This window comes from Janthinobacterium saanense (assembly GCF_014200675.1).
In the GTDB taxonomy this organism is placed as follows: Bacteria; Pseudomonadota; Gammaproteobacteria; order Burkholderiales; family Burkholderiaceae_D; genus Janthinobacterium.
This window is the reverse complement of sequence record NZ_JACHCI010000005.1, coordinates 123807-143144: the sequence shown is the minus strand read 5'-3', so window position 1 is coordinate 143144 and position 19338 is coordinate 123807. Positions and strand designations below refer to the sequence as shown.

19 protein-coding genes are annotated in these 19338 nt (G+C 60.3%); 6 read left to right on the top strand and 13 right to left on the bottom strand.

Annotated elements, in window-relative coordinates; genetic code table 11:
* Window positions 1–9: 9 nt before the first annotated feature.
* The 9 genes from paaK to paaA all read right to left on the bottom strand — a co-directional run bounded on the left by paaK (window position 10) and on the right by paaA (window position 7984).
* Window positions 10–1338, bottom strand: a complete 1329-nt coding sequence (paaK, locus tag HDE72_RS09790; protein ID WP_183739689.1) for a phenylacetate--CoA ligase PaaK — start codon at window positions 1336–1338, stop codon at window positions 10–12.
* A 21-nt stretch (window positions 1339–1359) separates the two neighbouring features.
* Entirely contained in the window at window positions 1360–1812 is a 453-nt protein-coding gene (gene paaI, locus HDE72_RS09785) for a hydroxyphenylacetyl-CoA thioesterase PaaI (protein ID WP_183739685.1), read from the bottom strand.
* Window positions 1805–3370: a 3-hydroxyacyl-CoA dehydrogenase PaaH gene (gene paaH, locus HDE72_RS09780; RefSeq protein ID WP_183739682.1), complete on the bottom strand. Its 1566-nt coding sequence runs from the start codon at window positions 3368–3370 to the stop codon at window positions 1805–1807. The genes paaI and paaH overlap by 8 nt, the downstream gene beginning before the upstream one ends.
* Before the next feature lie 9 nt (window positions 3371–3379).
* Window positions 3380–4171, bottom strand: coding sequence for a 2-(1,2-epoxy-1,2-dihydrophenyl)acetyl-CoA isomerase PaaG (gene paaG, locus HDE72_RS09775; protein ID WP_183739679.1), 792 nt, complete (start codon window positions 4169–4171; stop codon window positions 3380–3382).
* Window positions 4172–4261: 90 nt separating this feature from the next.
* Window positions 4262–5341 (bottom strand): 1,2-phenylacetyl-CoA epoxidase subunit PaaE, encoded by a 1080-nt coding sequence (gene paaE, locus HDE72_RS09770; RefSeq protein WP_183739676.1) that lies wholly within the window; start codon window positions 5339–5341, stop codon window positions 4262–4264.
* 40 nt (window positions 5342–5381) lie between these two features.
* Complete coding sequence (paaD, locus tag HDE72_RS09765) at window positions 5382–5921, bottom strand: 1,2-phenylacetyl-CoA epoxidase subunit PaaD (RefSeq protein WP_183739673.1); 540 nt, start codon at window positions 5919–5921, stop codon at window positions 5382–5384.
* Window positions 5921–6673, bottom strand: a complete 753-nt coding sequence (gene paaC, locus HDE72_RS09760) for a 1,2-phenylacetyl-CoA epoxidase subunit PaaC (protein WP_183739671.1) — start codon at window positions 6671–6673, stop codon at window positions 5921–5923. Before paaC ends, paaD begins: the two co-directional genes overlap by 1 nt.
* Window positions 6674–6686: 13 nt before the next feature.
* Entirely contained in the window at window positions 6687–6971 is a 285-nt protein-coding gene (gene paaB / locus HDE72_RS09755) for a 1,2-phenylacetyl-CoA epoxidase subunit PaaB (RefSeq protein WP_034746356.1), read from the bottom strand.
* A 23-nt stretch (window positions 6972–6994) separates the two neighbouring features.
* Window positions 6995–7984: a 1,2-phenylacetyl-CoA epoxidase subunit PaaA gene (gene paaA / locus HDE72_RS09750; protein WP_183739667.1), complete on the bottom strand. Its 990-nt coding sequence runs from the start codon at window positions 7982–7984 to the stop codon at window positions 6995–6997.
* 233 nt (window positions 7985–8217) lie between these two features.
* Here paaA and paaX point away from each other — a divergent pair, with 233 nt between their 5' ends.
* A complete protein-coding gene (paaX, locus tag HDE72_RS09745) occupies window positions 8218–9150 on the top strand; it encodes a phenylacetic acid degradation operon negative regulatory protein PaaX (RefSeq protein WP_183739664.1) in 933 nt (310 codons plus the stop codon).
* A 32-nt stretch (window positions 9151–9182) separates the two neighbouring features.
* On the opposite strand, the gene HDE72_RS09740 is transcribed toward paaX, so the two are convergent.
* Window positions 9183–9446: a hypothetical protein gene (locus HDE72_RS09740; protein ID WP_183739660.1), complete on the bottom strand. Its 264-nt coding sequence runs from the start codon at window positions 9444–9446 to the stop codon at window positions 9183–9185.
* Between the two features lie 154 nt (window positions 9447–9600).
* On the opposite strand from HDE72_RS09740, the gene HDE72_RS09735 reads away from it, so the two are divergent.
* Window positions 9601–10725 (top strand): M14 family metallopeptidase, encoded by a 1125-nt coding sequence (locus HDE72_RS09735; protein WP_183739657.1) that lies wholly within the window; start codon window positions 9601–9603, stop codon window positions 10723–10725.
* 70 nt (window positions 10726–10795) lie between these two features.
* On the opposite strand, the gene HDE72_RS09730 is transcribed toward HDE72_RS09735, so the two are convergent.
* Together HDE72_RS09730 and HDE72_RS09725 are read right to left on the bottom strand one after the other, a co-directional pair.
* Window positions 10796–12100: an aminotransferase class V-fold PLP-dependent enzyme gene (locus HDE72_RS09730; RefSeq protein WP_221291221.1), complete on the bottom strand. Its 1305-nt coding sequence runs from the start codon at window positions 12098–12100 to the stop codon at window positions 10796–10798.
* Window positions 12097–14511, bottom strand: a complete 2415-nt coding sequence (locus tag HDE72_RS09725; RefSeq protein ID WP_183739654.1) for a TonB-dependent receptor plug domain-containing protein — start codon at window positions 14509–14511, stop codon at window positions 12097–12099. The genes HDE72_RS09730 and HDE72_RS09725 overlap by 4 nt, the downstream gene beginning before the upstream one ends.
* A gap of 312 nt (window positions 14512–14823) precedes the next feature.
* On the opposite strand from HDE72_RS09725, the gene HDE72_RS09720 reads away from it, so the two are divergent.
* Window positions 14824–15807, top strand: coding sequence for a hypothetical protein (locus tag HDE72_RS09720; protein WP_183739651.1), 984 nt, complete (start codon window positions 14824–14826; stop codon window positions 15805–15807).
* 73 nt (window positions 15808–15880) lie between these two features.
* On the opposite strand, the gene pmbA is transcribed toward HDE72_RS09720, so the two are convergent.
* Window positions 15881–17233, bottom strand: coding sequence for a metalloprotease PmbA (gene pmbA / locus HDE72_RS09715; protein WP_183739648.1), 1353 nt, complete (start codon window positions 17231–17233; stop codon window positions 15881–15883).
* 92 nt (window positions 17234–17325) lie between these two features.
* On the opposite strand from pmbA, the gene yjgA reads away from it, so the two are divergent.
* The 3 genes from yjgA (at window position 17326) to HDE72_RS09700 (ending at window position 19304) form a co-directional block, all read left to right on the top strand.
* Window positions 17326–17925 (top strand): ribosome biogenesis factor YjgA, encoded by a 600-nt coding sequence (gene yjgA, locus HDE72_RS09710; protein WP_183739645.1) that lies wholly within the window; start codon window positions 17326–17328, stop codon window positions 17923–17925.
* Between the two features lie 87 nt (window positions 17926–18012).
* On the top strand, window positions 18013–18639 hold the full coding sequence (gene mog / locus HDE72_RS09705) for a molybdopterin adenylyltransferase (protein ID WP_183739642.1): 627 nt from the start codon (window positions 18013–18015) through the stop codon (window positions 18637–18639).
* Window positions 18636–19304, top strand: a complete 669-nt coding sequence (locus tag HDE72_RS09700; RefSeq protein WP_183739639.1) for an alpha/beta hydrolase — start codon at window positions 18636–18638, stop codon at window positions 19302–19304. Before mog ends, HDE72_RS09700 begins: the two co-directional genes overlap by 4 nt.
* Window positions 19305–19338 lie beyond the last annotated feature (34 nt).

The following is a 19338-nucleotide window of genomic DNA, read 5'->3' as shown; positions in this document are numbered from 1 at the left end:
CAAAATCGTTTAAGAGAAATTCTTCGGGCGCTGGTCGATCACGCGCCTGGCCTTGCCCGTCAGGGTGCGTTCGATGCCGGACGCCGCCACCAGGCGCACCCGCGTGCTGACACCCACATGTGTCTTGATGCGGTGTTCCAGTTCGCGCGCCAGGGCGTCCGTGTCGCTGGCCGACAGGCTCGCCGTCAGGTCGAGACGCAGTTCGGCGATCACTTCCAGCTTGTCCAGGTGGCCGTCGCGCGTGACGATGAGCTGGTATTGCGGCGCCAGCTTCGGCATTTTCAGGATCAGTTCTTCGATCTGCGTGGGGAACACGTTCACGCCGCGGATGATCAGCATGTCATCCGAGCGGCCCGTGATCTTGCCGATGCGGCGCATGGAGCGCGAAGTGGGCGGCAGCAAGCGGGTCAGGTCACGCGTGCGGTAGCGGATGATGGGCAGCGCCTCTTTCGACAGCGAGGTGAATACCAGTTCGCCCTCTGCGCCGTCCGGCAGCACCTCGCCCGTTTCCGGGTCGATGATCTCCGGGTAAAAATGATCTTCCCAGATGACGGGACCGTCCTTGCTCTCTATGCATTCGGACGCCACGCCTGGTCCCATCACTTCAGACAGGCCGTAGATATCGACGGCGTCGATACCGGCGCGCACTTCGATTTCCGCGCGCATGGCGTCCGTCCACGGTTCAGCGCCAAAGATGCCCACTTTCAGCGACGATTCTGCCGGGTCCAGGCCCTGGCGCGTGAATTCCTCGATGATGTTGAGCATGTACGAAGGCGTGACCATGATGATGGACGGCTTGAAGTCCTGGATCAACTGCACCTGCTTTTCCGTCTGGCCGCCGGACATGGGAATCACCGTGCAACCCAGGCGCTCGGCGCCATAGTGCGCACCCAGGCCACCCGTGAACAGGCCGTAGCCGTAAGAGATGTGCACCATGTCGCCCGCACGGCCACCGCCGGCGCGGATAGAGCGGGCCACCACATTGGCCCAGGTGTCGATATCGTTTTGCGTGTAGCCGACCACCGTGGCCTTGCCCGTAGTGCCGCTCGATGCATGGATGCGCACCACCTGCTCGCGCGGTACGGCAAACAGGCCGAAGGGATAATTATCGCGCAAGACCTTTTTATCGGTGAAAGGGAATTTGGCCAGGTCGGCCAGCGACTTCAGGTCGTCCGGATGCACACCTGCTGCATCGAAGGCGGCGCGGTAATGGGGCACATTGTCATAGGCGTGCCTGAGCGACCATTGCATGCGTTCTAGCTGCAGCGCCTGCAGTTCATCCTTGCTGGCGCGTTCGATCGCTTCCAGTTCATTCGGTGCTGGATTGCGTTGGACCATGCTTGTCTCCTGATTGGTTCTTTAATTTTTTTCTGGTATGACGCTGCCAGCCACGCGGATCGACTTGCCGCGAAACAGGGCAATCGCGCGGCCATCCTGATTACTGACCCTGACGTCATAGATACCGCTCTTGCCGGCCAGGGACTGTTCTATCGCTTCCGCAGCCAGCACATCGCCTTTGTGCGCGGGCGCCAAATAATCGATGGTGCAAGCTGCGCCCACGGTGTTCATGTTGTAGCTGTTGCAGGCAAAGGCGAAAGCGCTATCGGCCAGCGCAAAAATGAAACCGCCATGGCAACTCAGGTGGCCATTCAACATATCAGGGCGCACTGTCATCGTCATGCGCGCATAACCGGGGCGCACCTCGGCCAGGGCCATGCCCATGGCGAGGGTGGCGCTGTCACGCGACAGCATGGCGGCGGCAGATGCTTCGGCCAGGGCTTGCGCGCCGTGCAGGGGATCTGGCTTATGCATGGAATGGCGCTCCGCTGGCGAGTTTGCGGCGCAGCAGCGGCGAGACGCGGTAGCGGTCTTCGCCATAACCTTGCGCCAGATTCTGTAGCACCGTGACGATGTGCTCTATGCCCACCTGGTCGGCCCAGGCCAGCGGTCCGCGCGGATAATTGACGCCCTTCTGCATGGCGATATCGACGGCGGCCGCCGTGCACACGCCCTGGTTGACGGCGTCGGCCGCCTCGTTGGCCAGCATGGCCACGGTGCGCATCACCGCCATGCCCGCCACGTCGTCCAGGAGGGTGACGGTAAAACCGGCTGCCTGGAACAGACCGACGGCGGCGGCGTAGGCGGCGTCGCTGCACTGGTCGGCACGGGCCAGGGCGATGCGCTTGGCAGTGGCGTAGTCCAATGCCAGGTCGAACAACACCGTGTCCGCATGTTGGTTGTCGTGCGCGCGCTGGGTCGCGCTGCGGCCATCGGTCAAGTAGATTGCGGCGCCATTGCAATGCAGGGCCGGCGCGGCATCATGCGCCTGGCCTTCCAGCAGCACGCGGCTGCTGACGGTGAAACCCGATTGTTCCAGCCGCTGCACCAGGCTGTGAACGATGCCGCTATGGCCACGGCCATCGCTACCGATGGCCGCGCTCAGGGTGACCACTTCAGGTTTCGGCTGCGCGGCTTCCGCCTGCGCCACGGGAGCGCCAGCGTTTTCACCATAGGCATAAAAGCCACGGCCCGATTTGCGCCCCAGGAAACCGGCGTTGACCATTTCCTGCTGCAGCACGGACGGCGTGAAACGCGGATCGTTGAAATAAGCGCCGAACACGGATTGGGTGACGGAGAAATTGACGTCATGGCCGATCAGGTCCATCAGTTCGAAGGGGCCCATGCGGAAACCGCCCGCTTCGCGCAGCACGGCGTCGATGGTGGCCGGGTCACCCGCCTGTTCGCTCAGCAAACGCCAGCCTTCCGCATAAAATGGACGGGCCACGCGGTTGACGATAAAGCCCGGCGTCGATTTCGCATGCACGGGGTTCTTGCCCCAGGCAGCCGCCGTATCGTAGACGGTGGCGGCGACAGCCTCGCTGGTGGCCAGGCCTTCGACCACTTCCACCAGCGCCATCAGGGGCACGGGGTTAAAGAAATGCATGCCGACCAGGCGTTCCGGGCGACGCAGCTTGGCGGCGATCGCCGTGACGGAAATCGAGGACGTATTGGTGGCCAGGATGCAGTCGTCGGCCACCAGCGCTTCGAGTTCAGCGAAAACGCTGCGCTTGACGTCGAGGTTTTCCACGATGGCTTCCACCACCAGTGCGGCGTCAGCCACGTCCGCCAGGCTGCCCGCCGCGTGCAGGCGGGCCGTGGCGGCGACCGCTTCGTCCATCGTCATGCGGCCTTTTTCAGCCAGCTTGCCATACATTTTGGCGATGTCGGCCAGCGCCTTGCTGACGGCTTCCGGGCGCGTGTCGTACAGTTTCACGCGATAGCCGGCGGCTGCCGCGACTTGCGCGATGCCCGCGCCCATGGCGCCACTGCCGATCACGGCGACGACTGAATTTTTTTCCAATGCTGCCATAGCGATTCCTTAATGTCCTGTGAATTGCGGTGCGCGCTTTTCCATGAAGGCGGCCACGCCTTCACGGTAATCGTCGCTGTTACCGAGTTCGCTCATCATGCCTGCTTCCAGCGCCAGCTGCTGCGGCAAGGTATTGGCGCCGCTGGCGGCCAGCGCCTGCTTGGTGAACGCCAGGCCCTTGGTCGGCGCGGTGGAAAAGTGCACGGCCAGCTTGCGCGTTTCCTCGGCCAGTTGCGCGTCATCGACGCATTTCCAGATCAGGCCCCAGTCTTCCGCTTTTTCCGCCGTCAGCTTTTCACCTAACATGGCCAAACCCATGGCGCGCGCCGAACCGATCAAACGCGGCAAGAAGAAAGTGCCGCCCGTGTCCGGGATCAGGCCCAGCTTGCAGAACACTTCCACGAAGCTGGCGGACTTGCCCGCAATGACGATATCGCAGGCCAGCGCCAGGTTGGCGCCCGCACCGGCTGCCACGCCGTTGACGGCGCAAATCACGGGCATGGCCAAGGCTTTCAGGGACAGCACCAGCGGTGCATAGTTTTTTGCCACCGACACGCCCAGGTCCACGCCCTTGGAACCCGGCTCCACGGCGCGGTCCGACAAATCCTGGCCCGCGCAAAAACCACGGCCCGCCCCCGTCAGCACGAAGACGCGCACGGTTTTATCGGCGTTGACTTTCGCTATGGCGTCGCGCACTTCCTCGTGCATGGCTTGCGTGAAGCTGTTGAGTTTATCGGGACGGTTCAGGGTCAGGGTGGCGATGCCCTGCTCGATGGTGAAGAGGATGTTTTGGTAGCTCATGGCGTGTCTCGAATGCGTTATTTAACCCAAGGACAAGTGCCGGGGTCGGACCCTGAGGGTCCGACCCCAGATGTTGTTTGGGGTCTGCGTTTACTCGGCCTGGTCGAAATCGACGACCACTTTGTCAGTCAATGGAAAACTCTGGCAGCTCAATACAAAACCGCGCGCCACTTCGTAGTCTTCCAGTGCGTAGTTGACGTCCATTTCGATCTTGCCTTGCGTGACCTTGCAGCGGCAGGTAGAGCACACGCCGCCCTTGCACGAATAACGCATGTCGAGCCCATAGCGCAGGCCCGCGTCGAGGATGGATTCCTTGTCGCGGTCCATGGTAAAGCTGGTGTGGTAACCGTCCATGATGACGGTCACTTCCGTTTCCTGGCGGGCGGCCTCGTCAAGCTGGGCACGCGGCTTGTGGGCGTTTTTCGGGATGCTGGCGGCGAACAGCTCGATCTTGATATTTTGCTTGGGCATGCCCGCTGCCTGCAGCGCATTCGATACGCCCAGCATCATGTCTTCCGGGCCGCAGATAAAGGCATGGTCGTAGTCTTCGACCTTGATCCAGTGCTGCAAAAACTGCTCGCATTTTTCCTGCGTGATGCGGCCATTGAATAATTCGATATCCTGCTGCTCGCGGCTCATCACATAGACCAGGTTCAAGCGCTCCAGGTACATATCCTTCAAGTCCGTCAATTCTTCCTTGAAGATGACGGAAGACGATGCGCGGTTGCCGTAAAAAAGCGTGAAGCGGCTCAGGGGTTCGGCCAGCAGCGTGGTCTTGATGATGGAGAGGATGGGCGTGATACCGCTGCCGGCCGCAAACGCCAGGTAGTGCTTGCGGTTGACGCAGTCGAGCGGCACGTTGAAGTGCCCCATGGGCGGCATCACATCGATGGTCGCTCCCGCTTTCAGGGTGTCATTCGCCCAGGTGGAAAACGCACCGCCCGGCGTGCGCTTGATGGCCACGCGCAGGGTGCCGTCCTGTACCGCCGAACAGATGGAATAGGAGCGGCGTACGTCTTCCGCATCGATATGGGTGCGCAGGGTCAGGTGCTGGCCCTGCTGGAAGCGGAACAGCTGCTGCAGTTCGTCCGGCACGGCAAAAGTGACGGCGATGGTGTCGCGCGTTTCATGGCGCACGTCGGCCACGGACAGCGGATAAAATTTACTCATGCTTCATCTCCAGTTTCTTGGCGGCGCGTGCCTGTTTTTTTCAGTGGCACTTGAAGTAGTCAAACGGTTCGCGGCAATCGAGGCACTTGTACAGGGCCTTGCACGGCGTGGAGCCGAACTGGCTGGTCAGCTGCGTGTGGCTTGAGCCACAGTTCGGGCAAATCACGTCCAGCTTCGGTATGGCGTGGCGCTTGACTCCCGCCCCTGCACCACCTCGCAAGCCGCTGATATCGATTACCTGCTGCTGCGGTGGCGCGATGCCATAGCCTTTCAGTTTGGCCTTGCCTATCTCGCTCATCCAGTCGGTGGTCCAGGCGGGCGCCAGCTGGTTCACCAGGGTGACCTTGGCCACGCCGTGGCTGCGCAAGGCATCGGTGACGGCGTCGGCAATCACCTGCATGGCCGGGCAACCGGAATACGTGGGCGTGATCGTCACCACACATTCATCGCTACTGAGCACATCGACGGCGCGCACGATGCCCAGGTCCACCACTGAAATGACGGGGATTTCCGGGTCGGGCACTTCGCCCAGCCAGGCCCAGACCTGGGCCGCGTCCAGCGCTGCTGCGGCGGTATTCATTACCACTCCGCTCCGGGATAAGCGCGCTGCAGGAACTGCATCTCGGCCAGGATAAAACCCAGGTGCTCGGTGTGGCGGCCCTGCTTGCCGCCCTTTTGCATCCAGGCGTCCGGCGCCGGCATGGCCAGGGTGGCTTCGGCAAAGATCTCGGCCACGTGTTCGAGGAAAGCTTCGCGCAATACCGCGCTCGAAGGGGCGATGCCGGCGTCAAACATCGCCTGATCAACCGCGTCATAATGGAACATCTCGCCCGTGTACATCCACAGCGCATTGGCGGCGGCCTGCGTTTTCGCATGGCTTTCCGCCGTGCCATCGCCCAGGCGCACGATCAGATCGCCGCTGCGGCGCAAGTGGTAGGTCACTTCCTTGATCGATTTTTGCGCCACTTCCACGATGCGCGGATCACCGCACTTGATGAGTTCAGCCAGCTGGAAATAATGCCAGGTGTCGAAGAAGAACTGGCGCATCATGGTGTCGGCGTAATTGCCGTTCGGCTGCTCCAGCAGCAGACAATTCTTGAAATCGTGGGCGTCGCGCATGAAGGCGATATCGTCTTCGTCGCGGCCCGTGTTTTCCAGCTCGGCCGCATAGCCGAACCACAGGCGCGTCTGGCCCAGCAGATCGAGCGCCACGTTGGTCAGCGCCATGTCTTCTTCCAGCGCCGGGCCTTTGCCGCACAGCTGCGACAGCTGCTGGCTGAGGATCAAGGCATTGTCGCCCAGGCGCAGCAGGTAGTTGACCTTATCGTCCATCACAATCTCCGCATCACAGGTTCTTGACTTCTTCCGGCATCGGGAAGAAGGTCGGGTGGCGGTACACCTTGCTGTTCGATGGTTCGAACAGGGCGCCCTTGTCACCGGGGCTGCTGGCGACGATATCGGCCGCGCGCACTACCCAGATGCTCACGCCTTCATTGCGACGCGTGTAGACGTCGCGCGCATGGTTGACCGCCATGGTGGCGTCGGACGCGTGCAGGCTGCCCACATGCTTGTGCGCCAGGCCGTGCTGGCTGCGGATGAAAACTTCCCACAATGGCCATTCTTTGCTCATGTTGATCTCCTCTATTGTGTCTGTCAGGCTGCCGCTTTTTTGTCGGCTTGCTTGTCGGCGTAGGCTACCAGCGCATCGCGGAACCACTCGCCATCGTCATACGCCTTGACCCGCGTTTGCAAGCGCTCGCGGTTGCACGGGCCATTGCCCTTCAATACATTGTTGAACTCGGCCCAGTCGATTTCGCCGAATTCGTAATGGCCGGTTTCGGCATTGAATGTCAGGTCGGGATCGGGCACGGTCAAGCCCAGATATTCGATTTGCGGCACGGTCTGGTCGACCATGCGCTGGCGCAGTTCATCGTTCGAGAACAGCTTGATGCGCCATTGCGCCGATTGCGCGCTATTGACGGAAGCGGCGTCGGACGGGCCGAACATCATCAGCGATGGCCACCACCAGCGGTTCAAGGCATCTTGCGCCATGGCTTTCTGCTCTGCTGTGCCCTTGCACAGCGACATCATGATGTCGTAGCCCTGGCGCGCATGGAAGGATTCTTCCTTGCAGACGCGCACCATGGCGCGTGCATACGGGCCATAGGAGCAGCGGCACAGCGGAATCTGGTTGATGATGGCCGAACCGTCCACCAGCCAGCCGATGGCACCCATGTCGGCCCACGACAAGGTAGGGTAATTGAAGATACTGGAATATTTGGCTTTGCCTGAATGCAAGGCGGCCAGCAGCTCATCGCGCGACACGCCCAGCGTTTCCGCCGCGCTGTACAGGTAAAGACCGTGGCCTGCTTCATCCTGTATCTTGGCCAGCAGGATCGATTTGCGTTTCAAGGTCGGTGCGCGCGTGACCCAGTTACCCTCTGGCAATTGACCAACGATTTCCGAGTGCGCGTGCTGCGAAATCTGGCGTATCAGGGTCTTGCGGTAAGCATCCGGCATCCAGTCCTTGGCCTCGATCTTGATGCCTTCGTCGATGCGTGCCTGGAAAGCACGTTCGTCTTGCCCCATGTCATCGATGGAACGGACATTTTTCAGGCCGGTTTCAACCATTTGTGCGTACATGATCTGTCTCCCATGTTCTATGCATGCGCAGTAGCGCATGGCGATAATCAGATAATACGATACAAAAATCAGTTTGCATACACTTAATTTGAATCATTTAAATATTTCGTATCCTGTGAATTTTTTATCAAGGTATGATGTGAAAAAATAGTCAGTACCTTTCCGCACGGAAAAGGCGCGGCAAAGTAAACTGTGCATCTTGTCAAATACCGCAGCAACCAGCCCAGGACCACATGAAAAACCCCGCTTGTACCGCATGGATAGCCGATTTCCTCGCCAACGACCCGCCCCGCTCCAAGTCGCTGGTGATGACCATCTTCGGCGACGCCATCGTGCCGCGCGGCGGCGCGCTCTGGCTGGGCAGCCTGATCGAATTGCTGGCGCCCTTCGGCGTCAATGACCGCTTGCTGCGCACCAGCGTGTTCCGCCTGGCCCAGGAAGGCTGGCTCAGCTCGCAACGCGACGGCCGCCGCAGCGCCTATACGATACGCCCGGAAGCATCGGCCCGCTTCGAGCGCGCCTATCGCCGCATCTATGCGCCGCTGGTGGCGCACTGGGATGGCAGCTGGACCCTGGTGATCGGCCCGGCAGGTAGCATAGACGCGGCCGAACGGGGCGCCGTGCGCAAGGAATTATTGTGGGCAGGTTATGGCTTGATTGCACCGGGCATTTTCGGCCACCCGGCCGCCGACCCGGAGGTGCTGGAAGATATCCTGGCCCGCAACGAGGTGCTGGGCAAGCTGTATGTTTGCCACGCCACGGAATTGCCGGGCGTGAGCACCCGGCCGCTGCGCGACATGGTCAGTGAGTGTTGGGACTTGTCGGAAGTGATGGCCGGCTATGCACAATTCATCGCCCGCTTCCAGCCGCTGCTGCACTTGCTGCAAGCGCAGGCAAAGGACGCCGCGATCGATGCAGAACAGGCGTTTGTCATTCGCTCACTGCTAACGCATACCTACCGCCGCGTGCAACTGCATGACCCGCAACTGCCCGTCGAACTGCTGCCTGAACCCTGGCCCGGCACGCAAGCTTACGCCCTGGCGCGCGCCCTGTACCGCCGTACCTATGCAGCTGCCGAAGACTATATCCTGGCTACCTTGCGGCGCGAGGATGAGCATGCGCCAGACGTCGAGCCGTGGTTCTTTGAGCGCTTCGGCGGCTTGTAAATGGGGTCAGACCCGGCGGGTCTGACCCCGGATTACTGCTTGCCGACCACAAGTTTCGCCCCTGCTACCAAATCCTGCCCCAGCTTTTCCAGCGCATTGGCCTGCACCAGCATGGTGTCGAGGATGGCGACGTTAAAGGCGAATTCGGCCGGCGTGGTGTAGCCGGGGAAACGGATAATGCGCAGCAACTCCTTCAAGCTGGTGCCTTGCCCCAGATGCGCCAGCGCATCGCTGAGGGCGCTGATTTTCTTGTCCAGTTCCCGGATATGCGTATCTTGTGTGCCATTCGTAGCCATGATGTTCTCCCCTGATTAAACGCCACTAGGACTTTTTACCTTAGCAAAGGAAGGGCATCGCCCTTTGCGCCAGCACAAAGTGACAAGTAAAACGGGTATCATCGCGCCATTGCACACGATGCAAACCTTATTTGTTTTTTATCAGGAAACATTCATGACCATTAAAATCAGCCAGCAATTCGACGCCGGCGCGATCGAGGTGCTGCGCGCCGACGATGCGCAATCCATCGAGCTGAACATCCGTAAAGATTCCCACGCCGACATCACGCAGTGGTTTTATTTCCGCCTGCAAGGCGCGCAAGGCGAGGCGTGCACGATCCGCTTCATGAATGCTGGCAAGTCTGCTTACCCGGACGGCTGGAAAGATTACCAGGCAGTGGCCAGCTACGACCGTGAAACGTGGTTCCGCGTGCCGACCAGCTTTGACGGCACGGTGATGACCATCGAACACACGCCCGAAGAAGAAAGCGTGTATTACGCTTATTTTGAGCCGTACCCATGGGACCGCCACCTGGCGCTGATCGACAGCGCGCAAGCCTCGCCGCTGGTGCGCTTGATCGATCTGGGCAGCACGGTGGAAGGGCGCGACATGAATTTGCTGGTAGTCGGCGATGCCGATGCCGAGAAAAAAGTCTGGGTCATCGCGCGCCAGCATCCCGGTGAAACGATGGCGGAATGGTTTGTCGAAGGCATGCTCGAAGCGCTGTTGGACCAGGCCAATCCGTTTGCCCGCCAGTGCCTGCAAGACGCCGTCTTCTATGTGGTGCCGAACATGAATCCGGACGGTTCCGTGCACGGCAACCTGCGCACCAACGCGGCCGGGGCCAACCTGAACCGCGAATGGATGACGCCGACGATGGAACGCAGCCCGGAAGTATTCCTGGTGAAACAGAAGATGCATGAAATCGGCTGCGATTTGTTCCTCGACGTGCATGGCGATGAAGGCTTGCCTTATGTCTTCGTGGCCGGCAGCGACTCGCTGGAAAACTTCACGCCTGCGCAAAAAGCCGAGCAAGACCGTTTCATCGCGGACTTCAAGGTGGCCAGCCCCGACTTCCAGGATGTGTACGGCTATGAAGATGGCCCGTTCACGCCGGAAGTGCTGACCATGGGTTCGCCCCACATCACGCACGCCTTCGGCTGCCTGGCGCTGACCCTGGAATTGCCGTTCAAGGACAATGCCAACGATCCCGACCCGCAAACGGGCTGGAGCGGTGCACGCAGCGCAGCGCTGGGTGCGGCAGTATTGCAACCGATCCTGGCGACATTGCGCGCCTGATCATCTCCGGCGCAAAAATACAACCGGCCCCTCCTTACGGATGGGGCCGGTTTTTTTATGCGCAGTTTAATCAGCTGCGCGCCACCTGCTGCAGCGCCACGATAAAGCGCTCGATATGCGCGTCTGGCGTAAAGATGCCAGGCGTGACGCGGATGCAACTGCCCGAGGCCAGGCCATCGCGCGGCACGGTAAAGATGCCGTGTTCGGCAACCAGGCGTTTCGACAGCGCCAGGTTGTCGGCAAAGCTGGTCTTGCCTTTTAGCCGGAACGAGGCAAGCGCGCTGGTCAAACGCGGGTCCGACGAGGCCAGCACTTCCACGCCATCGATGCCGCGCGCCACTTCCACCCAGCGGTTGCGCAAGCGCTGCAGCCGCGCCTGCTTGTTGGCCACGCCGATCTGGCCGTGGATATCGAAGGCCAGCGGCAAGGACAGATATGCCGCAAAGTTCAGGGTGCCCGTATGCACGCGCGTGCGGATATCGTTGCCCTGCTCCTCGCCCTGGTAAGCGTCGATATCGGCCAGCCGGCCCCGCTTGATGTAGACGGCGCCCACGCCCACCGGCGCACCTATCCATTTATGCAGATTGATGCCGACAAAGTCCGCCTGCAAGTCGGGAATGGTCATGTCCAGCTGGCCAAAACCGTGGGCCGTATCGACGATCACGTCCACCCCGCGCTGGCGCGCCATGCTGGCGATCTGCGCCACCGGCAAGACCATGCCATTGCGGTGGTTCACATGCGTGAGCAGCATCAGCTTCAGTTTCGGATGGTTTTCCAGGGCTTGCGCATAGGCAGCCACCACGCTGTCATGGCTGAACGGTTCCGGCATGGCAATCGACACCACGTCCACGCCGCGCCGCTGCTTGAGCCAGCGCGTGGTGGTGATCATATTGTCGTAATCGATGTCCGCGTACAGCACCGTGTCGCCCGGTTTGAGGCGGTTATAGCTGGCGATCAGGATTTGCAGCGCCTCCGTGGCGCCCCGCGTCAACACAATTTCGTCAAGATGCACGCCCAGCGCCTGGGCAGCGTGCGCGCGCGCCGATTCAAACGCGGCAGGAAAACGGACGCGGCCATACCAGGAATTGCCACGGTTCACCATTGCTACTTGCCGCTGATAATCTTCCAGCACGGGCAAGGCCATGGAACCCCAATAGGCATTGTCAAGCAGCACCACCTCATCGGTGATGTCGTACTGGCGCGCCACCGATGCCCAATAGCCCGTATCGGAGGCCAGGGCCAGTGGCTCGCTGCCCTTCGGTGGCGCCAGTTGCGGCACGGCGGGGGCGGCCGATGCGGCCAGTGCACTGGCCGGCAGCATCGGCAGCAAGGCGCCAAAACGCAGCATATTGCGGCGGCTCAGGCCGGTACTCAAAATTTCACCCGGTATTCGGCAAACAGGCTGCGGCCATCCGTATCGTACGGTGCGTTGCGCGAATAGATCAGGCCGCGGCTGGCCTGGAAGGTGGCTTCGTCCGGATATTTATTGAGCGCATTGTCGATGCCCACGCGCACCGTATGCATGGCGTTGATCTTGTAGCTGAGGGCCAGGTCCAGGAACTGGATGGCGCTGAAGCGCTGGAACACGTCGCCGGTGGCGTTGCCGGTGTTGTCGGTCCAGGCGCCATAATAGCGCCAGCGGGCCAGCGAGCTCCATTGGCCCAGGTCATAGGTGGCGCCCAAGGTTGCCTTCTGGCGCGGCAAGTGCTCTTCAAACACGGTGCGCTGCGCATCGTTGGTGGCGATGCTGGAATTGCCGCCATCGACCTTGGTCGTGTTGTAGTTATACGCCAGCGTCAAATTCAGACGCCCATCGCCCAGCTTGCTGGTGTGGTTACCCACGATATCGATGCCGCGCGTGGTGGTGTCGAAATCGTTGGTGAAATAACTGATCGAGGTGTAGCGCAGCGGATTGGCCACGCCGGCAGGCACGGCAAACGATGCCGAGGTGCTGAAGCGGTCGCTGACCTTGATGTTGTACACGTCCACCGAACCGGAGAAGCCAGCCGGCGTCTTCCAGGTAAAGCCCAGCGACAGGTTTTTCGATTTTTCAGGCTTCAAGGGCTTGGCGCCCAGCAAGATCGCCAGCGGATCGTTGTTGGCCAGACGGCCGCTGGTAAACAAGAGCAGGGTCTTGGTATCGAGACCCTGGTTGGTGCTGTTGGTATTCGACTGGCCCGGCGTCGGCGCGCGGAAACCGGTCGAGTAGGAACCGCGCACGGCGATATCGGGCGTGACCGTGTAGCGGGCCGACAGCTTACCGTTGACGGTGCTGCCGAACTCGGAAAAATGTTCGTAACGGGCCGCGCCGCCCAGGCTCAGGTCGCGCGTGACCGGCACTTCCACGTCCAGGTAGCCGGCGTAGCTGGTCTGGCCCCAGCTGCCCGCCTGGCGGTCGCTGAAACCGGGCGCGCCGTTGGCGTTGGCATCAAGGCCGACTGCCGCGCCCGGCCCCACCGTGTACGAGGCCAGGTCGCCCGCCTTCACGCCGTAGGTCTCATTGCGCGCCTCGGTGCCGAAAGCGATATTGACCGGCTGCGCCAGGGAAGCCACGGGCAATTCATAGTTGAAGTTTGCATTGAGGATTTTTTCTTCCTGCGACAACTGGCCCAGGTAAAACGAGGTCGGGCTGGACGGTCCCATCGAGGCATTGATGGAATTGGCCAGGTTGTAATCGATATGGTTCATGCCATACGAAGCGCTGACATCCCAGCCCAGGCGCTCATTGATGTGCCCGCGCAAACCGGCCACCACTTGCGCGTCGTTCTGCTTGTTGGAGTACTGCGGGCTGAAACCGACCGGATAGAGGTTGCGCAAATCCCAGCCAGGAAACAGTGGCGTCACCTTGAAGGCGCCCGTGCTGGTATCGGGATTGCGCCAGTTGAAGTCCGAAGTGCCGTCGCTGTGGCTGAACATGCCAAAGGAATACAGTTCCACGTCATCGGTCAGCGCGACGCTGCCGTTGTAGCCGATGTGTTCACTCGACAATTTCGGCTGGCCCCAGCGCTGCACGGGATTCGGCACATCGAGGTTCGGATGCGCAGCCTGGAAGGCAATCGCGTCGGGACGCTGGCGCGTGCGCGAGGTCGGGTCCGACTGGTTGATGGTGGCGTACAGCGACAGCTTGCCCGTCTCGCCGATGGCAAAACCGCTGCGCGCATTGAACTCATTGGCCTTGCCATCGCCTTCGGAATACTGCGAATGGCGCACCGACATTTCCGTGCCCACGCTGTCGTCCAGAATGATGTTGATCACGCCGGCAATCGCATCGGAACCGTACTGGGCCGATGCGCCATCGCGCAGCACTTCGATGCGCTTGATGGCGGACACGGGTATCTGCGCCAGGTCGGCCGCTTGCGCGCCGCGCGCGCCCAGCAAGGCGCTGCGGTGGAAACGCTTGCCGTTGACCAGCACCAGCGTCTGGTCCGGCGACAGGCCGCGCAAGGTTGCCGGGCGCACAAACACCTGGCCATCGGCCATCGGCAGGCGCTGCACCACATACGATGGCACCAGTTGCGCCAGCACATCGTTCAAGTCCGACGATTTCACGGCGCTGATATCGTCGCGGTTGAATACGTCGACCGGGGCCATGGTGTCGAATTGCGTGCGGTTGCTGCCGCGCGTGCCGGTAACGATCACGGCCTGCGGTGCGGCATCGGCCTGGGCGCTGTCAGGGGCGGGGGCAGCGGCAGCATCGCCAGCTGCATGGGCGGACGCGGCAAACAAGGCGTTCATGGCGCAAAACAGCGCGACCGCGCGGGCGATGCGGGTACGGGATAAGGTCATGGGAAGGTCTCTGGGCAGTGGTCGATCAACAACGTCGCGCTTGCTGCAAGACTCTCATCTTGCATGAAATATCACGAAGTTCGGCTTACTTACATTAAAAGCATTTAATTCACGCAATTAACGTCAGGCAGCGACATCTTACGAAGCCAATATTTCAACAGTGTGACGATCAGACAAGTGACCGAAAAACCACAGCGGGCTGGCATACCAGGGCAGACAAGGCAACAATTCGATAGATTTCCAAATGACAACATTGCCTATAATGCCGCCGCGCAACGGCACGCAGCTTTGTCGATATCCTGGTTAATACACATGAAAAAACAGCTCACGCTATACGCTTTTTTGACCTTGCTTGCTGGCTGCGGTGGCGGTGGCGGTGGCAGTAATGATGGTGGCGGCACGCAAGTTTCCCCCCCTGTCAAACCGGCACTGGCATCGATTGATGCCGCTGCTTCGCTCAAGAAATTTCTCAACACAGAACAAACAAGCGTGGAGCTGGCCTCCAATGACGGCTATCTGGGCACGGCGACGCTCAGTGTAAGCCAGGAGACAGGGCAACCAACGCCACTGATCGTCAACGGCGTAACGCAACAAGCGGCCTCGGTCAGAGTCATTTCATTGCTGCGTAGCGATGCGAATGGGAAACTGCGATATAGAAACACCTGGAAGCTGCATCTGGATGCACAAATGAAGCCCATCGGCATGGCGATGGGCTATGCCGATGCCGGATACAAACAATGCATGTCAGTCAGCAGCCAGAATGACTTGCCCAGCGCCAGCAATGCATCGGGTGTGTATTTTTCAGGTGTGCCAACGTCGAATTATGCTCAGGAATTCAGAGCTGGAAAATATGCACATTATTGCGATCCGGGCTCCAACGCCGCCTCCAACGTGGAATGGTCGGTTGTGGCAGGTTCGCCCAATCCCTATTTCTGCCTGACGATGCCCGAAGCCATCGCCTCGGCAAAGACAAGAATGTGTATTCCTGTCGATTCGACGGGCGCGCTGAACAATTCTGTGTGGGTACGACTCTACGATGCAGGCGGCCAAGTCTTGCTTGACTACAAAAATACGGCCTTGAATAAACCGGTGGAACAACTCAGTACGGCAGTCGATCCGAACAATTATTGGTACGGCGTCGTATGGCGCCCTCAGGACGGGTATGTATATCAAACCTACGAAGGGACCAAATTTGCATCGCAGCAGGCATGCCGGGACCAGACGACCATCAATTGGAAAGCAACGTGGAGTGCCTCCAATATCGCGTGGACTTGCGCAAACGTAACATCAAGATAAGGCAGTCATCAGGGCCACCGATACGCAAGGCATTACACCGCATATCGATGGCTCGAATGTAGCGGGGCCGGCCTCAGCCGCCAGCCACCACCATGCTCTCGATCAGGATGGAACCGGTCTCCTTGGTGCCGCGGCGCAGTACGTCGGCGCCGACGGCGACGATGTTGCGCAGCATGTCTTTCATATTGCCGGCGATGGTGATTTCTTCCACCGGATATTGGATCACGCCGTTTTCCACCCAGAAGCCCGATGCACCGCGCGAATAGTCGCCCGTCACGTAGTTGGTGCCCTGCCCCATCAATTCCGTCACCAGCAAGCCCGTGCCCAGCTTTTTCAGCATGGCGCTAAAATCGTCGGTGGCGGCCGTCTGCGTGGAAGTCAGGTAGAGATTGTGCGAACCGCCGGCATTGCCCGTGGTCTGCAAACCCAGCTTGCGGGCCGTGTAGGTCGACAAGAAATAGCCTTGCACCACGCCATCCTTGACGACCTCGCGGCTGACGGTTTTCACGCCCTCTTCATCGAACGGGGCGGAGCCGACGCCGCCGATCACATGCGGGTCTTCAAATATCTGCACATGCGATGGCAGCACTTGCGTACCGAGCGAGTCGAGCAGAAAGGTGGATTTGCGGTATAGCGCGCCGCCCGAGGTCGCTTGCACATACGTCCCCAGCAAACCGGCCGCCAGCGGCGCTTCGAACAGCACCGGGCAGGTGCGCGTGCCCAGCTTGCGCGCATTCAAACGCGACAGCGCGCGCTCGGCGGCATAGCGGCCGATGGCTTCCGGGCTCGACATTTTGGAGGCGTCGCGCACGGAGCTATACCAGTCGTCGCGCTGCATCCTGGCGCCCTTGCCGGCGATGGGCGCCACCGACAGGGTGTGGCGCGAAAACGGGTAGCCGCCAATAAAACCGCGCGAATTGGCCGATACAAAGTGCGATTGCTGCACGTGCACGCCAGCGCCTTCGCTATTGGTGATGCGCGGATCAACCGCAAAGGCGGCCGCTTCGGCGCGCTGCGCCAGCACCACGGCTTCTTCGGCGGAAATATGCCATGGATAAAACAATTGCAGGTCGCGCGGCGCCATTTCCAGCAGGTCGGCATCGGCCAGGCCCGCGCAATCGTCCTCGGCCGTGAAGCGGGCGATATTGTAGGCGGCGTCCACCGTGGCGCGCAGGGCGCTGGCCGAAAAGTCGGAAGTGCTGGCATTGCCGCGCTTCTTGCCGACAAACACGGTCACGCCCATGCCTTTGTCTTTATTTTGCTCTATCGTCTCGATCTTGCCTTTTCGTACAGAAACAGACAGGCCGCCGCCTTCGCTCACTTCCACTGCGGCGTCGGTGCCGCCGATTTCCCGCGCAAAAGACAACACATCACGTGCAAGTTGCTGCAATTGCTCTTGACTATGGGTAAATACGCTGTCGTTCATGTGCTGTTTTCTTCGGAAAGCCGCTAAAACGGTTATCATAGCAGTCGTTTACAGTTTACAGGTGCGGCCTACGCGGCCAATCCCGCCTTATCATGCCAAATCCAAACCGGGGAGCTTGCGGCTTCCAATCTACCGAATTCGAACAGGAATATGAACGTCCATCGAAGTCGGAACTCAAGCGCCAAATGACCGTCCTGCAAAAGATGGGAGAAGAGCTCGTCAATGAAGCACGCGACCGCGTCAAGCGCGTCCCGATGCCGGAAGACGTGCGCGACGCCATACTCGAATGCCAGATGATCAAGGATCATGAAGGCCGCCGCCGCCAGCTGCAATTCGTCGGCAAGAAGATGCGCACCCTCGATGAAGAAGAAATAGCTGCCATCCAGCGCACCATCGATAGCTGGAAAGGCCTGTCGAAAGCCGACACGGCCAATATGCACGCGATGGAGCGCCGCCGCGACAAGCTCTTGACGGATGACAAGGCGCTGACCGTCTTGCTGTCGGAAAACCCGGAACTGGACGTGCAGCACCTGCGCACCCTGATCCGCAATGCCCGCAAGGAGCAAGCCGAGAACAAGCCGCCAAAAGCCTATCGTGAAATCTTCCAGATCTTGAAAGAGATTGCCAAGAAGAAAAACAGCGGCAAGAAAGATGGCGACGAAGATGGTCTTGAGACGGACGAAGACGAGTAATACACCGTCTTGCCCTCAGATGGAAAAAAACCGGGATAATCCCGGTTTTATTGTTTTTACGCCACTTCAGATTTTTATAGGTGACCGATGAGCAACACTGACGAATTGATTATCGGCCTCGTGTCGATCTCGGACCGCGCCAGCGGCGGCGTGTATGAAGACCTGGGTATTCCTGCCCTGGAAAGCTGGCTGTCGGCGGCCATCCGCACGCCCTTCCGCCTGGAAAAACGCCTGATACCCGACGAGCGCTCGCAGATTGAACACACCCTGATCGACATGGCCGACCTGAACCGCTGCCATCTGATCTTGACGACAGGCGGCACGGGACCGGCGCGGCGCGATGTAACGCCGGACGCCACGCTGTCCGTTGGCAGCAAGGAAATGCCGGGCTTTGGCGAACAGATGCGCCAGATCAGCCTGCAATTCGTGCCCACGGCAATCTTGTCGCGCCAGGTCGCGGTGATCCGCGAGACGCCCGAGCACGCCTGCCTGATCATGAATCTGCCGGGCCAGCCCAAGGCCATCAAGGAAACCCTGGAAGGCTTGAAAGATTCCGATGGAAAACAATTGGTGAACGGCATTTTTGCCGCCGTGCCCTATTGCATCGACCTCATCGGCGGCCCCTACATGGAAACCGACACGGCCATCTGCAAGGCTTTCCGCCCCAAATCCGCGCTGCGTCCGGCGCAACCCCTACCAGAGGAAAACACATGAGCACTTTGCTGGAAACCATAGAACTCGACAGCGCGCCGAATCCGACCGTCTCCATCATCTGGATGCACGGCCTGGGCGCCGACGGCAACGATTTCGTGCCGCTGGTCAAGGAACTCGATTTGCGCGGCTGCCCAGGCATCCGCTTCATCTTCCCCAGCGCCGGCACCATGCCCGTCACCATCAACAACGGTTATGTGATGCGCGCCTGGTACGACATCCTGGTAAGCGACCTGGTGCGCCGCGAAGACGAGTCTGGCTTGCGCGCCTCGCAAGCACAGATCGAAGCACTGATCGCGCGTGAAAAAGCGCGCGGCATCCCAGCTAACCGCATCATCCTGGCCGGCTTTTCGCAAGGCTGCGCCATGGCCCTGCAAACGGGCTTGCGCCACCCGGAAAAACTGGCTGGCCTGATGTGCTTGTCCGGTTACTTGCCGCTGGCCGACAAAACGGCCGCCGAGCGCACCCCAGCCAGCCTGGAAATGCCTATCTTCATGGCCCACGGCACGGCCGACCCGGTGGTGCAACTGCCGCGTGCTCAACAGTCGCGCGACTTGCTCACTGGTCTGGGCTACCAGATCGAGTGGCATGAGTATTATATGCAGCACTCGCTGTGCCAGGAAGAGATCGACGATATCGGTACCTGGCTGAAAAAAGTCCTCGCTTAAAACAAAACAGGCGCAGCCTTGACTGCGCCTGAGC

Coding starts and splice junctions, on each gene's coding strand:
- paaK (WP_183739689.1), bottom strand. CDS start 1,338: ATGGTCCAACGCAATCCAGCACCGAATGAACTGGAAGCGATCGAACGC.
- paaI (WP_183739685.1), bottom strand. CDS start 1,812: ATGCATAAGCCAGATCCCCTGCACGGCGCGCAAGCCCTGGCCGAAGCA.
- paaH (WP_183739682.1), bottom strand. CDS start 3,370: ATGGCAGCATTGGAAAAAAATTCAGTCGTCGCCGTGATCGGCAGTGGC.
- paaG (WP_183739679.1), bottom strand. CDS start 4,171: ATGAGCTACCAAAACATCCTCTTCACCATCGAGCAGGGCATCGCCACC.
- paaE (WP_183739676.1), bottom strand. CDS start 5,341: ATGAGTAAATTTTATCCGCTGTCCGTGGCCGACGTGCGCCATGAAACG.
- paaD (WP_183739673.1), bottom strand. CDS start 5,921: ATGAATACCGCCGCAGCAGCGCTGGACGCGGCCCAGGTCTGGGCCTGG.
- paaC (WP_183739671.1), bottom strand. CDS start 6,673: ATGGACGATAAGGTCAACTACCTGCTGCGCCTGGGCGACAATGCCTTG.
- paaB (WP_034746356.1), bottom strand. CDS start 6,971: ATGAGCAAAGAATGGCCATTGTGGGAAGTTTTCATCCGCAGCCAGCAC.
- paaA (WP_183739667.1), bottom strand. CDS start 7,984: ATGTACGCACAAATGGTTGAAACCGGCCTGAAAAATGTCCGTTCCATC.
- paaX (WP_183739664.1), top strand. CDS start 8,218: ATGAAAAACCCCGCTTGTACCGCATGGATAGCCGATTTCCTCGCCAAC.
- HDE72_RS09740 (WP_183739660.1), bottom strand. CDS start 9,446: ATGGCTACGAATGGCACACAAGATACGCATATCCGGGAACTGGACAAG.
- HDE72_RS09735 (WP_183739657.1), top strand. CDS start 9,601: ATGACCATTAAAATCAGCCAGCAATTCGACGCCGGCGCGATCGAGGTG.
- HDE72_RS09725 (WP_183739654.1), bottom strand. CDS start 14,511: ATGACCTTATCCCGTACCCGCATCGCCCGCGCGGTCGCGCTGTTTTGC.
- HDE72_RS09720 (WP_183739651.1), top strand. CDS start 14,824: ATGAAAAAACAGCTCACGCTATACGCTTTTTTGACCTTGCTTGCTGGC.
- pmbA (WP_183739648.1), bottom strand. CDS start 17,233: ATGAACGACAGCGTATTTACCCATAGTCAAGAGCAATTGCAGCAACTT.
- yjgA (WP_183739645.1), top strand. CDS start 17,326: ATGCCAAATCCAAACCGGGGAGCTTGCGGCTTCCAATCTACCGAATTC.
- mog (WP_183739642.1), top strand. CDS start 18,013: ATGAGCAACACTGACGAATTGATTATCGGCCTCGTGTCGATCTCGGAC.
- HDE72_RS09700 (WP_183739639.1), top strand. CDS start 18,636: ATGAGCACTTTGCTGGAAACCATAGAACTCGACAGCGCGCCGAATCCG.